The organism is Emticicia sp. CRIBPO (assembly GCF_009905725.1).
Taxonomy (GTDB): domain Bacteria; phylum Bacteroidota; class Bacteroidia; order Cytophagales; family Spirosomataceae; genus Leadbetterella.
In genome coordinates this window covers 18,863-35,826 of record NZ_JAAAKV010000013.1, presented here as the reverse complement: position 1 = coordinate 35,826, position 16,964 = coordinate 18,863, and the positions used below count along the sequence as shown (strand labels likewise).

The 16,964-nt window shown below is 45.4% G+C and carries 11 protein-coding genes; 4 read left to right on the top strand and 7 right to left on the bottom strand.

The features are described from left to right. Nucleotides 1–18 precede the first annotated feature (18 nt). The 3 genes from GVN16_RS22735 to GVN16_RS22725 all read right to left on the bottom strand — a co-directional run bounded on the left by GVN16_RS22735 (nt 19) and on the right by GVN16_RS22725 (nt 5,350). Nucleotides 19–1,704: a glycoside hydrolase family 43 protein gene (locus GVN16_RS22735; protein ID WP_166566263.1), complete on the bottom strand. Its 1,686-nt coding sequence runs from the start codon at nt 1,702–1,704 to the stop codon at nt 19–21. Between the two features lie 27 nt (nt 1,705–1,731). Beyond that, entirely contained in the window at nt 1,732–4,191 is a 2,460-nt protein-coding gene (locus GVN16_RS22730) for a glycosyl hydrolase family 95 catalytic domain-containing protein (RefSeq protein ID WP_166566262.1), read from the bottom strand. Nucleotides 4,192–4,321: 130 nt separating this feature from the next. After that, entirely contained in the window at nt 4,322–5,350 is a 1,029-nt protein-coding gene (locus tag GVN16_RS22725) for a zinc-binding alcohol dehydrogenase family protein (RefSeq protein ID WP_166566261.1), read from the bottom strand. A gap of 391 nt (nt 5,351–5,741) precedes the next feature. Between GVN16_RS22725 and GVN16_RS22720 the strand changes: the two genes are divergently transcribed. Next, nucleotides 5,742–6,773, top strand: a complete 1,032-nt coding sequence (locus tag GVN16_RS22720) for a LacI family DNA-binding transcriptional regulator (protein WP_166566260.1) — start codon at nt 5,742–5,744, stop codon at nt 6,771–6,773. An 812-nt stretch (nt 6,774–7,585) separates the two neighbouring features. After that, nucleotides 7,586–9,301, top strand: coding sequence for a tetratricopeptide repeat protein (locus GVN16_RS22715; RefSeq protein WP_166566259.1), 1,716 nt, complete (start codon nt 7,586–7,588; stop codon nt 9,299–9,301). Between the two features lie 184 nt (nt 9,302–9,485). Here GVN16_RS22715 and GVN16_RS22710 read toward each other — a convergent pair whose 3' ends face one another. After that, nucleotides 9,486–10,061, bottom strand: coding sequence for a Crp/Fnr family transcriptional regulator (locus GVN16_RS22710; protein ID WP_229244315.1), 576 nt, complete (start codon nt 10,059–10,061; stop codon nt 9,486–9,488). A gap of 224 nt (nt 10,062–10,285) precedes the next feature. Here GVN16_RS22710 and GVN16_RS22705 point away from each other — a divergent pair, with 224 nt between their 5' ends. Beyond that, nucleotides 10,286–10,474 carry a hypothetical protein gene (locus tag GVN16_RS22705; protein WP_166566258.1) on the top strand — a complete coding sequence of 63 codons (189 nt, stop codon included), beginning with the start codon at nt 10,286–10,288 and terminating at the stop codon, nt 10,472–10,474. A gap of 25 nt (nt 10,475–10,499) precedes the next feature. Then, the gene (locus tag GVN16_RS22700) at nt 10,500–10,832 is read left to right on the top strand and encodes a hypothetical protein (protein WP_166566257.1); all 333 of its coding nucleotides are present in this window, start codon (nt 10,500–10,502) and stop codon (nt 10,830–10,832) included. Nucleotides 10,833–10,920: 88 nt separating this feature from the next. On the opposite strand, the gene GVN16_RS22695 is transcribed toward GVN16_RS22700, so the two are convergent. Genes GVN16_RS22695 through GVN16_RS22685 form a run of 3 tightly spaced genes read right to left on the bottom strand, consistent with a single transcriptional unit; the run spans nt 10,921 to nt 16,918 of the window. Beyond that, a complete protein-coding gene (locus GVN16_RS22695; RefSeq protein ID WP_166566256.1) occupies nt 10,921–12,201 on the bottom strand; it encodes a histidine phosphatase family protein in 1,281 nt (426 codons plus the stop codon). 56 nt (nt 12,202–12,257) lie between these two features. Then, entirely contained in the window at nt 12,258–13,937 is a 1,680-nt protein-coding gene (locus GVN16_RS22690) for a RagB/SusD family nutrient uptake outer membrane protein (protein WP_166566255.1), read from the bottom strand. Between the two features lie 5 nt (nt 13,938–13,942). Then, complete coding sequence (locus GVN16_RS22685; protein ID WP_166566254.1) at nt 13,943–16,918, bottom strand: TonB-dependent receptor; 2,976 nt, start codon at nt 16,916–16,918, stop codon at nt 13,943–13,945. Nucleotides 16,919–16,964: the final 46 nt, after the last annotated feature.

Here is a 16,964-nt window from a genome sequence, read left to right as displayed (position 1 = left end):
GTAAAAATATCCGGGTAGTTACTTATACATAGGATCATTCCCGCTGTATTTCAAATACCTGAACGAAGCTTCTCCGCCGGCCTTTTCGCCCGAAGAAGTAGCATACATCCCATACAGTGAGCCTGTAAATCCTCCCGCTACTTTTGTACTCAGAAATTTACCATCCTCTTTTTCTTTCAGCACAATCCATTTTTTGGAATCTGTGGTATAATAAAAGCTGTACGCATCTCCTTCTGATTTGATCCGCAGGCCTACCTTGCCTGTTTTCGGGCCTAGTGGAAACTCCGCAAGTACCTCCATTGACTTTTCCTTTGGCTTACTTTTCAGCAGCTGGATTACATCCTTGCCCTCATTATTCTTTGTTCTGGCAATAAAATAGAAATGACGCTCATCCTGGAAAGCTACCAGACCCGCCTTTTCGGCAGGGGAATTGGCGGTGAAATCAAGCTCCGTTTCAGCTACGCTGTACAGATGTTGCTGACGTTTCCCGATGAAGGAAGGATTCCCGAGTTCAGAAATGGTTTCAGGCTTCAGTTTCAAAGTAAGTCCTTTTTTCTTGGAAACCGAGAAAGAACTGCTGTCGACGGTCCTCATAAACAGCATTGAGAGATCGAGGCCTTTATCAAATAACATGGTATATTGAAAATTACCTGAATGAGGCAAAGCTCCCTTTTGTTTGACCTCTTTAATCTGGGTATTATAGGTATACGGAAGTGCTTTCTCGCCGTGTTCTATCATAGGCCAATCGCCTATCCATTCCACAGGAGCAATAAATGTTTCACGGCCTGTGTTGTAAAAATCGCCTTCGTAAGGCCTTACCGCCAGGAAAATAGAATACATTTTACCGTCAGGACCTTCCACAAACTGGGCATGACCGGCTGACGTTATGGGATGTTTTCTGTCGGCAGGCAAATCTCTCTGTGTCAGAATCGGGTTGCCTTCATAAGGCACATAGGGTCCCCAAATTGATTTGCTCCTGAGTATTACCTCTGAGTGGTTTACTGAAGTTCCACCCTCTGCAGCATACAGATAATACCAGTTGTTTCTTTTGAAAATATGCGGTCCTTCAATCCACACCGGCTTTTTGGAAAGATCTACTCCCCCGTTCACCAGTTGTTTTTCTTCACCTTTGACCTTGAGTGTCTTGTAATCAAACTCATACATCCTGATCGTCCTGTGCCCGGAATAGAGGGGCTTATAATCAGGTGCATCACTGTTATAAATGATATACGCTTTGTCTTCTTCCTCGTCAAAATAAATGGATGGGTCAATGCCTCTCACCTGTGGTATTTTAACAGGGTTGCTCCACGGCCCGGCCGGATTGGTGGCCGTTACGACAAAATTCCCGTCGTGGTCTATATCCGTACAGGTCACATAAAAAACACCTTTGTAATAGCTGATAGCCGGAGCAAATAAACCCCTCGTTATCCTTTCACCCATAAAATCCATCTGGGAAGGGCGGTCTATCACGTTTCCAATCTGCTTCCAGTTTTTCAGGTCTTTGCTGTGCATAACAGGCAGCCCGGGAAAATAAGAGAACGTTGAATTAACGAGATAATAATCAGGCCCCACCTTGACTATGCTCGGGTCAGGGTAAAAACCTGTCAGTATGGGATTGGTAATGGTTGTCTGGGAGTAAGCTGCCTGTACTGCGATCATGGTGACCAGACATACCAGCCATGTTTTAACTTTAGAATTTCTCATTTCTGAAATCATTAGGTGTTAAAAAAATCATTTTGAAATAAATGTGTATAATTTCCCTTTAGCAGTTTCCACGTCCACCAGCACTGTTTCTTTTAACTGCAGCGGCTTGATGGTTGATTTGTCTGATATGACCGGGGCGGATGTTTTTTCGGTATAATAAAAAGGGTTGGTGTTAGTTCCTTTGGCCATTTTAATACCCGAACCGTTTGTTTGTTTCAATGCATTCGGCAGGCGTAACCTCAGATTTCCTCCCAGATTGGATTTTACCACGAGTTTTACCAGTTTGGATTGCTTCCACTGCATCTCGACGATCTCAAAACCGCCAATGGCCCGCAGCCCTGTGATACTACCGGAAGGCCAGGCGTCAGGAAGGGCGGGAAGCAGGTGAATCGCTCCGTCAGAACTCTGCATGAGCATTTCAGTGATCCCGGAAGTACAACCAAAATTGCCGTCTATCTGAAAAGGCGGATGGGCATCAAACAGGTTATTGTAAGTACCTCCGCCACCAGGATTCACCCCAAGAGGTGTAAGCTGGTTCTGGATCAGCCGATAGGCGTGGTTTCCGTCCTGCATTTTTGCCCACCAGTTTACTTTCCACCCCATGCTCCAGCCGGTAGACACATCCCCACGCTGAATCAGGGTGTTGCGACTGGCGGCAAATAATTCCGGGGTATTGTATGCCGAAATCTGATTGGATGGATACAAGCCGTAAAGGTGGGATACGTGTCGGTGATGATCCTCGGGGTCATCCACATCATCGAGCCATTCCTGTAGCTGATTATGCTGCCCGATGTGCATTGGAGGCAGACGGCTTCTCCATTGTTTCAATGTATCTGCAAAACCCGCATCTTTCCCGAGTATTCCTGCAGCCCGGATGGCTGTGCTGAAGGCGTCGTATACAATCTGGTTGTCCATGGTAGTTCCGGCATCAAGCGAAGAGCCGCCATGGATTTTCGGGGCGTTTTCAGGTGAACTGCCCGGATTCACTACGAGCCATTTGTATTGCGGATGTTCAACCAGGAAATCCACATAAAAGAGAGCCGCCCCTTTAATGGCGGGATAAACAGACGTTAAATAATTTTTATCCCCGTTATAAAGGTAATGTTCCCATAAATGCTGGCTTAACCAGCCTCCGCCACCTGTCCACATTCCCCAGAAAGCCCCGTCGATTGCTCCGGTGGCACGCCAGATGTCTGTATTATGATGGGCCATCCAGCCTCTTGCTCCGTACATTTCCCTGGCTGTTTCCCGGCCTGTTTCTGACAGTTCCTTGATCAATTGAAGGAAAGGCTCGTGTAGTTCCGGGAGATTGGTTTTCTCGGCCGGCCAGTAATTCATCTGGGCATTGATATTAATGGTGTACTTACTGTCCCACGGAGGATTGATCCGGCTGTTCCAGATTCCCTGCAGGTTGGCAGCCTGTCCGCCGGGCTGCGAAGAGGAAATCAGCAGGTATCTGCCATACTGATAGTAAAGTGAAACCAGTGCCGGGTCATCAGCAGTTCTGAAGTTTTTCAGACGCTGGTCCGTAGGCAAATCAGCGGCCGTCGTATTCCCCAGGTCGATTTTCACCCTGTTAAAGTATTTTTGGTACCCGGCAATATGAGCACTGAGAATAGCAGCATATTTCTTTCCGGAAGATTTATCAAGAAAGTCATTTGCCCTCTTTTTTTCATCCCCGCTGACATCGTGGTAATTATTGAAGTTCGTAGCGATAGAGATAAACAAAAAAGCAGCATCGGCTCCCGAAACATTCAATGAGGTATCTGTAGTACTTACTTTCCCCCCTTCCGTTTTAATCCGTGTCATTCCCTTAAACCTGATCTGGCTTTTTACGCCTTCGTGGTCACTGGTCGTCCCTGAGATGGTAAGGTCTCCGGACGGGCTTACGGCATAAGCTTTGTTTCGCTGAGCGGAGCTATAGTGAGCAGAGAAAGAGACACTCCCGGGTTTACTTGAGGAAATTTTCACGACAATTACCCTGTCGCCAAAAGAAGCAATGGCTTCACGGGTATAAGTGACCCCGTTGACCTTATAAGTTGTTTTACTGATCGCTTTCTCTATGTCCAGTTCACGGTAATAATCAGTAAAATTTTCATGCCCTGTAAAAGTCAGGTTAAGATGGCCTACCGGCTGAAACATTTGTCCATGGGATTTTTTGGTGATGATGGTCTTATTGGCCAGCGTTTCCGCCTCTTTGTGTTTCCCATCAAAAATCAGTTTCCGGATTTCAGGCAAAGAAGCCAATGCAGCAGGGTTATCATTCCGGTTAGGCCCACCACTCCACACAGTATGCTCATTCAGCTGGATCACCTCTTTTTCGACATTACCATAAATCATGGCCCCTTGCCGGCCGTTGCCTATCGGAAGTGCATTTTCCCAGGTCTGACCTGCAGGCTGTGTGTACCAAAGCTTCAGTCTTTTGCTCTCTTGACCAAAACAAGCTGCAGAAGTCAGAAGAAGACAAAAAAAGATAGTTTTTCTCATACAATTAATTTTAAGGTCGGGTTGTTTTTTAATTTTTATTGCAGTCCTGTAGCCCCGGTTAGTTTGGCTAAATCTAAATGCAAGCCTTCGTATCGTTATTTACAATCGATTGAATAATTGAATACAAAAATTATATAGGCGAATTCGGCATCTCAATCATGGCCTTGATCACACCATTTTCAGGGTTAAGCCAGTTTTCAAATTCGTGCTTGACTTCATCAAACTTCACCCTGTGGGTAATGTATTTTGTCGGGTCTATTTTTTTCTTCTTCAGGCAGCTTATGACATGTTCAAAGTCCTGTCGCGTAGCATTCCGGCTACTCATTAAGGTGCCTTCCCTCTTATGAAATTCAGGATGTGCAAATGAGATATCTCCTTTCTGAAGTCCGACCAGAACATACCTTGCCCCATGGGCCATGTATTGAAAAGCATTGTTTATGGCATTGAGGTTGCCCGTTGCATCAATGATAACTGTAGGCATATCACCATTGGTTATTTGCATCAGTTGCTCCGTTACATTTTCGGACCCGGCATTTACGGTATGACGCACATCCAGGTTTTCCCGGCAAAACTGCAGACGATGTTCGTTCACATCCATCGCAATGGTTTTTCCTCCGGCAATCCTCACAAATTCCATGGTGCCCAGGCCTATGGGACCTGCACCTATCACAAGTACAAATTCCCCGTTTTTTATATCTGCCCTTTTCACGCCATGAGCTCCGATAGCCAGAGGCTCCACAAGTGCCAGTTCGTCATAACTCAGCCCTTCACCATGTACTAAAGAAGAAGATGGCACAGCAATATACTCCGTCATCCCACCGTCCACATGCACACCACATACCTGAATCTGAGTACAGCAATTAGGCTTTCCTGCCCTGCAGGCTACACATTCACCACAATTGAAATACGGCAAAAAAGTAACAGCCTCGCCGCCGTTAAACCCCTGAACCCCGTCAAAGTCTACCAGTAAGCCCGAAAGCTCATGACCCAATATCCTGGGATAAGTAAAAAAAGGCTGGGTCCCCTCGTAGGCATGCAAATCTGTTCCGCAGATTCCGATACGCTTTATTTTAATAATAGCTTTTCCCTTATCAAGCTCAGGCCTGGCTTTAATACTATATTCGAACTCACCAGGTTGATTACAAACCAATGCTTTCATCTTTATTTTCTATAAATAGTGAAAGAAACCTCCTCCGTTTCCGGCCAATATTGATGATGATCCGGACGTTTAAGTAACAAATTAATATGTGTCAATTAAACACAAATATAAATACAATAATTAATATATAATACATAAATAATTACAAATTTGAAGGCCTTGTAATTTCTCACCCGGTGCTGAGGCCGCTTTTACTCAAATCAGATTCAAACTGACCGGAAAACAGCTAATTCAGTTACGCTTTAAATACCTTTATGCGGGTATTTATATTAAATATATCGGGTAAATATTCTCAAAACATCTTATATTTGGTGTATTATTCAACAGATAGCATCAGGTCGTTTCCAAAGATAGCCACTTTAGGAATTCCGTTCCAGGACAAACCGCTTACATGAGCCGAAAGAGAATCACCATTTATGATCTGGCCAGGGAGCTGGACATTTCACCCTCATACATTTCAAGGGCTTTGAATGATCACCCTTCTATTAATAAAAAAGTCATAGACAGGGTAAAGAAAAAAGCACAGGAGCTGAATTACAAACACAATTCGCAGGCCGCTAACCTGCGTCAGGGCTCTTCCAATACTATCGGGGTTATTGTCCCGCATATCAACCGGTATTTTTTCTCAGAAGCCATCGCCGGCATTGAAGAAGTGTGCTTTAAAAACAATTACAGCCTGATCATCTGCCAGTCGCATGAGTCTTTCTCCCAGGAGTGTAAAGCCATAGATACCCTTATCCACCAGGGAGTGAATTGCATCATGATCTCCGTATCCGCTGAAACACAGTCCGTATCACATCTGGAAAACATCAGAAAACACAATATTGATCTGATCCAGTTTGACAGGTGCATGGATGAGGTAAACAGCTACAAGGTTCTTAATGACAACAAGGAAGTTTCCTACAGCATTGCCAGGCTCCTGATTGAACAAGGTTACCGCAGAATCGCCTTTCTGGGAGGCCCCAGCCATCTTACCACTTTCAGGAGACGGAAGGAAGGCTATATCCAGGCTATAGAGGAATATGATTTACAGATACCTGAAAATTTTATTATTGACGATGTCCTCTCACAGGAAAAAGCTACGGAAGCTGCCCGGGAATTAATGTCGGTAAGCCACCCGCCGGATGCTTTCTTCACCACCTCAGACCACCAGTCGCTGGGTGTCTGGCATGTTGCGAGAGATTTAGGCATAAAGGTACCTGAAAACCTCGGGATCTTTGGTTTTGCCAACGAAGAATTCACCCCGATCATCGAACCTTCTCTTTCATCCGTGGATCAGAGAAGTAAAGCTCTCGGCAAACAAGCCGCACAGATTTACTTTGACTTTCTTCTGCACAAGGGAAGTAGTGCGACAGACTTAAAAGAAGAGATTATACAAAGTGAAATATTGATCAGGGAAAGCTCTATGAAGCTTATACTCTGAAGTATACTGTCACAAACCTCTCCGCTCCGGAGTTCAATTGTACTTTTCTGTGAAACTCCTCCGTAATATCCCCCTCAGACTTCTTTTATGACTGCTTAACTGAAACGCTGTCATTGACACGCCGGCATTAAAAAAATTCTTAAAATTACCGATATAAAAACTACCGGAAAGGTATCCGGTAGTTTTCATGCTTTAAATTGTGTAAAATTGACACTTTGTTATTTGGGCAATACACGAATAGATAATAGATTCACTTCAGGTCAAATACAGGTATAAGTATTAAGAACCCTTGTTTCATGTTAAAAGGATGAAAAATTGCATTATTTAAATGTGCAATCGATTGTACAATGAAAAAATAAGTGAAAACATCAACAGGGGTATTCACTTTTGTTGCAGAATCATATAAAAAAAGAACCCTTGGACGCGGGTTAGAAAATACTGGATTATCACATTTTGAGAGTCGCTTCTCAATCTGAAATTAATCAGGTGGTTAGATGCCCTGAATTCCGAAAGGGACGGGGTAATAGATTGAATAATGAGAAAATTGCAAAATTGCTCCACTGGTTTGGGGCAATTTTTGTTTAAGACCTCATCATCAGGCAACATCTGCTTAAAGAAAATCGCCTTCAGCCTCTTGTTTTTTTGTGCTTTTACCATCAAAACACTTGATTTTTGCTTTTATTTCCCTAATTTAGTGAGAGTTAAGCCGTTTTGCCAGCCTGATCAAAGTTCTCATTCCTGTTCCCTTGTTTCACCGGGCCGCCGAAACGCCGTGCGAGTTTTTAGTAACATGAATAAACCGGATTATTGCCATGGCCAGGATTTTTACCTCACTTTCCATTTTATTACTCTTTGCCTGTACCCCGAAAAAAGAAGCCAAAGAAAAAGAATCCCAGATTACCGGATGCTATAACACCGTCACTACCGATCAGGACTGGTACACCTCCGGCAAAAAAGCCCCGAAATTCAAAGGTCTGGAAGGCCTTGACTTCAAAATCTCAACAGGTAATGAAGAAGTGCAATACTATTTTAACCAGGGATTAATGCTGGCTTACGGCTTCAACCATGCAGAAGCAGCAAGGTCGTTTTTTGAAGCTACCCGGCTGGATTCCTCCTGTGCCATGGCCTACTGGGGCTATGCTTATGTGCTGGGACCCAACTATAACGGCGGCATGGAAAAAGACAACTTTCAACGGGCCTACGATGCCGTTGTCAAAGCAAAATCCCTTTCAAAGAACTGTACACCAAAAGAAAAGGCACTGATCAATGCGTTGACAGTCCGCTATGCTGCCAACCCACCCGAAGACCGCAGTGCACTGGACGTAGCCTATTCTGAGGCGATGAAAAAAGTGTATGCTCAGTTTCCTTCCGACCCGGATATCGGTGCACTTTATGCTGAAGCCATGATGGACCTCCACCCCTGGGATTTATATGATAAGGAAACAAAAAAGCCCAGGCCCTGGACCCCGGATCTGACGTCGGTATTGGAACACCTGATGAAGACCAATCCCAGACATCCCGGTTCCCACCATTTTTATATACACGCTCTCGAAGCCTCCGCGACTCCTGAAAGAGCCCTGGCGAGTGCAAAATTACTGGACACCCTGGTACCGGGATCAGGACACCTGCTACACATGCCCTCACATATTTATATTAACACGGGTGACTATCACCTTGGCACGCTTTCCAATATCAGGGCTGTAGAAGCAGACAGCCTGTATACCACAGCCTGTCACGCTCAGGGCATTTATCCTTTGAGTTATTATCCTCATAATTATCATTTTTTAACTGCCACGGCTACCCTGGAAGGTAATTCGGCATTGGCGTGGAAAGCGGCCATCGAATTACAAAAACATACGGCAAAAGACATTATGCACCTGCCCGAATGGGGCACGTTGCAGCACTATTATACTATCCCGTATTATGTAGGGGCAAAATTATCGATGTGGGATGCATTGTTTTCGCTGCCACCTCCACCGAAGGACCTCGTGTATCCGCAGGCGGTATGGCACTACGCCAGAGGGATGGCTTACCTGGGCAAAGATGATCTGCCGAATGCCAAACTGGAACTGAACACCCTCAACAGATTAGCGACAGATACCACGCTGCAGCAGCTGACCATCTGGGGCATCAACACCACGGCCGACCTTGTGCAGATTGCCTCGAAAGTACTGGCAGCAGGTGTAGCGGCAAGACAAAACAACCTTGAACAATCTATCACCTTGCTTAAACAGGCGGTTGCGATTGAAGACCTTCTCAATTACAATGAACCGCCGGACTGGTTTTTCTCCGTCAGGCATCATCTGGGAGCAGTATATCTTAAAGCCGGGAAATACAGTGAAGCAGAAAAAGTATACCAGGAAGATCTGCGAACATGGAGGAAAAACGGCTGGGCACTGATCGGGTTATACAATTCGCTGGCTCTTCAGAAAAATGACAAAGGAGCACAATCGGCCAGATCCGATTTTGACAAAGCGTGGAAATACGCCGACATGAAAATCGCCTCATCATCCAGTATTATCAGATGATGATGATAAAAAAGTAACCCGGAAGCAAATGAATCAATTGGAGCTCCGAAGCCCGGATTTGGAGGGTCAGGGCTCCAATTTAGAGCTCGTGAGGTGAGATATTGCTATTCAGGATACCAAAACAGCCATAGGTCAGAGACCTCATTACGCCTTCCGGTGCATCTGAAGACGCTGGAAAACTGCTTCAGCGTATCCTTCTTCTTATCCGGCTCAATGATTCGGGTTTAACACCTATGTAACTGGCTATCTGATACTGCGGTATCCTCTGGAACAGGTCCGGTCTGGTGTTCATCAGTCTCAGGTACCGTTCTTCGGGAGTAGCGGTAAAATAGGAAACGTTTAGCTTCTGCTGCTCACCGAATACCTTTTCCATCACCTTCCGTGAGATCGTCTCAAATCTCGGAAAACGGCAGTACAGGTCGTTTTCTTTCTGTTCATTGCCTATCACCACAGTAGTATCTTCACTGCATACCCAGTAATGATCTGCCGGAACCTTCTGAGATAAGCTGTTGATGGATATCACCCACTGCTCTTCCGTAAAAAAACCATTGGTAACCTCCTCTCCTTCTTTCAGATAATATTGTCTCACGCATCCTTCCAGCACAAAATAAACTTCCGTGGAAACCTGTCCTTCCCTGAGCAGAATATCGCCCTTTTTAAATGTCTTGGTCACGATGCTTTCCAGGATTGCCCCGGCTTCTTCGTCAGTAAGCGGTATAATTTTAGAAAAATAATCGACCAGTTTTTGTTTCATCATCATTACTCCCGGAAAAGGCTTTTCTACAGCATTACATAAATCATCTCAACCGGAGACATTCAAAGATAAAACAAATCATCTGAAAATACTCAGGGCCGGCCGCTGTGTTGCAAGGAAATCGTTATAAGCGAGGCTTTTTCATTTCTTAACTTAAGTCAACGCGGGACAAAAACCGAAGGGGTACCTTTGCGTTTCTTTCAGACTGATTTATCCTAAAACACTTATTTATGAAAAAGCTTTTAAAAAAACTCATATTTCTGATTACCGTCAGCCACATCGGGCTGGCCATCAGGGGCACGGTACCGGACAATGACAGCAGGTTAACAGAGTATTATGACAAAACCAAACCCGGCTCCACGGGCTACGTCAAACAGCTCGGTACCTTCCCGAATTTACTCTACAGGATTTATTTATAATCTGATAATCAAACCAATGCTCAAAATGAAAAAAGCAGTAAAATTTTTAACCGCCCTTTCCGGTGTTGCCCTCCTGAGTTCGTGTTCCGTTCAGCAATTCGCGGTCAACACCCAGGTCAGTCCTTTTCAGAACGGAGGTAAAGTCTGGGGTGAAAAAACAAAAGGCGTTGAATTCAAAAAAGACTGGGACCTCCATCTGCTCGGTATCAATATCCGGAACAGCGATGCCAAAAAGATGGCGGAAGAACTCGGGACAAAGTCTTACACCATTGAATCCAAATCAAACATCCTGGTCAATATCATTACCGGGGGAATCGCCGATTACAAAGTGGTGAAAGTGATCAAAAGAGAAATGTAAGTGGACATTACTATCAACAAGAGGCCGCAAACCTCTGCTAGGCAACCAGCAAGAGGCCGCTCAGTTGAGCGGCCTCTTCTTTTGGCTACTACTTCTTTTCGTTCAAAAGTCCGTTATAATACGCCTCCACATCTTTCCAATGATAATAGGGCAGAACATTACTTTTAATGGTGGGCACTTTGACTTCTTTTTCATGAAGTAAAAATTTAACAAGGATGTCATCAGAACCCGGCTTCCTGAAAAATACCATCTGGATGTTTCCGGCCATAGGAGCCACTTTGAAATCACTCCAGGCTTTATAAAAATCAACGGGTTCGGACACACTGTTATAGGTATTTTCCAGGTGCAGCAGCAATGCCAGCGGAATGATGTTACCGTCATGGGCAAACCTCAGTGTAGCCCCTTTAGCCCCGGCTTGTATCACCTTACCGGCGTTTTCAAGGATGTTTCGCAATACGGGCTTGGAGTTTTCAAACATCAAGCCGCCATTTAAAGCATAATTGGCGTCATTGACATACAATCGATAGTTTTTAAGCTGCCACAAATCAAAAAGCTCTTCTTTTTGGAAAATATCGTAGAATGTCTGCTTCGTGTCTATGTTCTGCATTCCTCCGGCTACGGTAAACAAACCCAGCATCAGGGCATTGGGATTTACTTTTTTCAGCACGTAGGTCTGGTCTGAGAACAAACCCGCCATAAGCCTTCCGGGCTTTATGTGTTTTTCTTCAAATTTCCGGTATTCTTCCCGCCAGGTGTCGGGTGCAGACCGGAAAGCCACCGCTTCTTCTGTGTGATGGTTGAGATACCTCTGGTATTTTAAACTTGATTCACGGGTAATTTTCAGTTCGGGGTTCAGCTCCTTAAGCCGCTCACAAAATGCGTCCATACTCAGAACGCATCGAACGACAGTCGTAGACCTCGCTTCGATCTCCACATTATTCGTAAAAACCTGCGGGTATGATTTATACATCCGCTCTGCGATATCCCGGTGCTGACGGACACCAAAGGGCGACAGATCGCCACCATGCCACTCCACTTCCTTCCATACTTCCCTCAACCTCCCCAGTACATCAGTACCCAAAGGTGTGAGAGCACAATTTTTCCCGGCATCCTCCAACAGATCAAGGATCCATTTATATTCCGAATCATTGATCAGGTATCTTGAGCCATGACGACCGAAGTGAGAGATATAAAAAGGCTCATAACCCTTCGGTGCAGGGGTTTGAGCTACAATATCCCCTTCAGGATAAGCATAATAAACCCCGGCCGATTTTTCAGGGTTATCCCATATTTCCTGTCGGGTGGTTTGTGCAAACAGTGAAGTCATGCTGAATAACAAACCGATAAACACCCAATTGTTTTTATACATATTTAAGTGATTAAATGAATGTGGGTGAGACAGGATCCCACCCACAAAGCTTTACATTATTTAAAATCAGGGTTTTGTTTCAGATAAGGGTTTACCGTAAACTCATCCTGCGGAATCGGGAAAAGCTTGTATTTATCATTGACATCCCTACCCACATAATTGCCGGCATTTCCGTCACTGCCTTTCCAGTCCCAGTTGTAGTTTTTGGTAAATTTATTAAAACGGATCAGGTCGGTGCGGCGAACCGATTCGGTATGCAATTCCCTCGCTCTTTCATCCAGGATAAAATCAAGGGTCAGCTGGGCTTCCGTTATCCTGCCCGATACGCCCGGACCATAAGCTCCTGACAGATAAGCTCGGTCCCTGATTTCATTGACATATTCCAGTGCCGCTGATTTCGGACCGCTGGCTCCCCTGAGTATGGCTTCGGCGGCCATCAGATAAGCGTCTGCCGTTCTGAACATCGGATAGTTGATAGAGGTATAAGTCGTTCCTCCCGGCGTCAGCTCAGTCCTGTTTTTATTCACGTTACGCCACTTCATGGTCGCATACCCATTGTTAAAGTCTCTCTGAAACGCCTTTCCTGCCACCCAGGTTTCTTTGGTGTGGCCAATGCTGAAAAACTGGGCTCTTTTATCCTTTTTGTTGTCACCCCATGTATCTTTCGGATCAAATGCCTGGTCTGTCAGCTCAAATTTATCCACGAGCTGGGTTTTTACCCTGGCATTACCCCAGCTGTTGTTTACTCCTAAAGGATAGTAATTGTTCATTACCCCGTTGACAAGGGCTTTTACGAGGAAGTTGGTGCCGGCATGGCTCGGCGATTTATCAAAATTCTGAACAAGCGGCCAGACAATTTCCCTGCAGGTGTTGTTATCCGCTAAAAATATATGACGGTAATCCGAAGCCAAAGGATAGGCCCTGCTGTCAATCAGCTTTTTGGCATACTGATATGCTTTTTCATATTGATTGCTGTTGGCCCAGGTCTGGGCATTGAGGTAAACCCTCGACAATAAAAACCAGGCCGCGGCCTGATCGACCCTGCCATAAACATTGGAACCTGGAACTTTAAGAGCGGAAGCCACTGCTTCGCCTTCCGACACGACATAATTGTATATTTCTTCCCGTGTTTTCTGCTGAGGTATTGTTCCCACATCCATGGCTTCGTCCACAAACGGCCCGGAACCATACAAATCGCAGATCATGGAATAGCAATAGGCCCTGATGAACCTCGCTTCCGCCCTGTAATAGGCCAGTTCTCCTTTCATTTCTTCGTAAACACCTCTGGCTTTCAGTTTCTCATCTGTCGACTCCCTCAGAAACTCATTGCAATAGTTAATGGACATATACAACCTGTAATAAGGATAGCTCACCACCATGGTAGACGGGTCCCAGCCCATCAGCAAAAGTGAGGTGGTTCCGTGAGAACTCCCGGCGTGCAGCACGATTTCATCCGTGGTAGCTTCCTGGAGATAAAAAAGAGCCCTGGTAAAACCACTGTAACCTTCATCAATGTTGGGTACATCTCCATTGCCCGATGGTCCCTCCTGCCCGGTCAGAATCAGGGATGAATAACATTTTGCCAATACTCCCTTATAACCCTGGGCCGTTTTATAGACATTTTCACCGGTGAGCTGGTTATCACTCAGCGGAACCGTGTCAAGGTCATCAAAACAGGAAGTAAGCAGCGACATGGAGGCAAAAAATGCCAGTATATAAAGAGATTTGAATTTCATGATGCTTAAAAATTAAGATTTAAGGATAAGGTGTAAATTCTCGGACGCTGGTAAACATTTCTGTCGATCCCGCTGTAAACTTCCGGTTCCACCCCTGAATATTTGGTAAGGGTTACAATGTTCTGGGCACTCAGAGCCAGCCTCAGTGAACTCGAAGAATTCCACAGATGGCTGAAAGAATGACCCAGGGTAATGTTGTCCACCTTAAAGAAAGCCCCGTTTTCAAGGAAATAATCGGAATAAATCCGCTGCAGTACAAAAGCGTTGTCAAGCGTAGCCCTGGCGATATTGCTGGATACTTTGTTGGCACTGAACAAGTCGTCCAGCGACTCAGAAGCTTTCTGATAGTTGTACACATAGTTTCCGAAACTTCCGTGTCCGTTGAGACCCAGATCCCAGTTTTTATGTGTAACCCGCGTCGACAAACCATAGTAATAAGGAATCTGGGAGCTTTTTCCTGTTACATATTTGTTGGCATCGGCCTCACTTGAAGTTATACCGCCGTCTTTGGCAATGTACTTTCCGTCCAATGGTTTTCCCTTCTCATCGTAAGCCTGCTGCAGCAGGAAGAAAGTGTAAGGGGTTTCTCCGATCTTATGCACCTGCAGATACCTGCCTGTTCCTCCGGCGTTACCGGTTTTCACAAAGTTATTGTCGGTGTCAATCGTGTTCAGTTTTGTTATCCTGGAAGTTCCGTAAGTGAAATTGCCGCTCAGCGTCCATTCCCATCCCTTGGTTTTTACAGGCACCCCGCTCACCGCCAGTTCTATCCCTTTACTTTCCATGTCACCGATGTTGGTATTTAACACGTTGGTAAAGTTGCTTCCGGCAGGCACGAAGATTTTGTTGAGCAAATCTTTCGTTTTCCGGGTATACAGATCTACGCTACCGTAAATCCGGTTGTTAAGAAAACCATAATCAAGTCCGAAGTTATAAGTACTCGTGGTTTCCCATTTGATATTCGGATCATAGCCGTTCGGACGATAAACCGTCAGCCACTCATCTCCGAAAGCATACATAGCATTGTTGTAAGAAGCAGTATAGGTAGCCATATGTTCATAATAGCTCCCGATATCCTGCTGCCCGGTTTGTCCGTAACTTACACGGAGTTTTAAGTCAGAAAGTGATCTTACGTCCTTCAGAAAACTCTCCTCGCTCAGACGGTATCCGACTGCCACAGAAGGAAAATAGCCCCAGCGGTTTTCAGCCGCAAATCTTGAAGAAGCATCCGACCTCAAAGTGGCTGTCACCAGCAATTTATCGGCATAAGCATAATTTAAGCGGCCGAAGAACGACAGGAGGTACAATTCACCCTCGCCTTGTGTGGGTTGTACGCCCGCCAGTTCTTTGCCCAGGTGATCTGTGGCCTTATCATTGGTGCTGTACCAGAATCGCTGCCATCCGTATCCGGCCATGGCATTGATACTCTGTTTCTTGCCCAGCTCTTTATTATAGGTAGCGTAAAGGTCCATCAGGTAGTTCCTGTTTTTGCTCTCCCTGTTATACAGCCTTCCGGTCCCGTTATTCTGATTTGAAGTATACATGGAAGGGGCAAACTGCGGTATAGATTCGCTGTAACTGTTGTTTCTGACATCATACCCGAAATTGGCGTTCAGATGCAAATCTTCAAACCCGTGGATTTTGTAATCCAATGCCACGTTTCCTATGGATCTGTTGACCTTGTCCAGCATGTTGTTCAACTGCAGGTCAGCTACCGGATTGCTCGGGGCCAGTACGATCGGCTTGCCGGTGTCCATCCAGGTATAATAGCCCAGTCCAACGTTATTGGGATAAGTTTCATGCACAGGCCTTGTCGGATCAAAAGAAATCGCACTGCCGATCACTCCGGTAGACACAGGCCTGTTTCTTTCAATACTCCCTTTCAGGTTAATGTCTACGGTCAGGTGTTTGTCAAAAAATTTAGGAGATAAACCGATACTTCCGTTGGCCCTCTGATAATTGTTTTCCTTGATGATCCCGTCCTGGCTGGTATATCCTGCAGAAACCCTGTAGGGCGTACTTTTCGAAGAACCTGTCAATGAAAGGTTATGGTCATGTCCTACGGCCGTTCTGTAGATTTGCCTTTGCCAGTCGGTAGAAGCATTTCCCAGCTGGAAACTCGCAGGGGCAGAAGTCGCATATTTTTTAAAAGCATCGCGGTATTCGTCAGCGGACAACAACTCATAGTAATTCTGCACATGGCTCAGAGAAAGATTGGTGTTGTAACTGATCCTGGGCTTGCCCCCTCCGGCAAGGTTCCCTTTTTTGGTGGTGATGATCAACACACCATTTGACGCTCTCGAACCATAAATAGCCGTGGCAGATGCATCTTTCAGAACGGTGTAGGTTTCAATGTCATTGGGATTGATGGAATTAAGAGAACTGTTGTCCGCAGGTACGCCGTCAATTACAATCAGCGGGTCATTACTGGCCGATAAGGAGGCTCCCATCCTGATTCTGATGGTGGCTCCGCTGCCGGGAGCTCCGCTGGCCGGAACGATGTTAACACCGGCCATTTTCCCCATCAGGGCTTCCTGGGCGTTTACCTGGAGTCCTCTGTTGAGCTGATCAGGTTTGATGGCCAGCACAGAGCCTGTCGCATCACTTTTTTTGACCTGTCCGTAGCCGATCACCACCACTTCACTCAGCAAACTGGCATTTTTGACCAATTCAACATTAACAACAGAAGCTCCGTTGAGCGGTACTTCCTTAAGGTCAAACCCGATAAATGAGATAACCAGGGTCGCATTGGACGGAACCTCTATTTCGAAGTTACCGTCAACATCCGTCATCGTTCCTTTCAAACCTTCTTTTAGTCTGACGGTGGCACCGATGACCGCCTCTTTTGTATCGCTCTCTATTACCTTGCCTTTTACTTTGACGGGGGTTTGAGCAGACAAGCCTGAAAACAAAAACATTCCAAACACAAACAGCAGGAGTGTCTTGTAATTCCTCTTTTGAATAAGAGATTTTAATTTCATAAAAGAATTGATTTTAAATAAAGGTTAAAGTATAAAGCAGGAATCA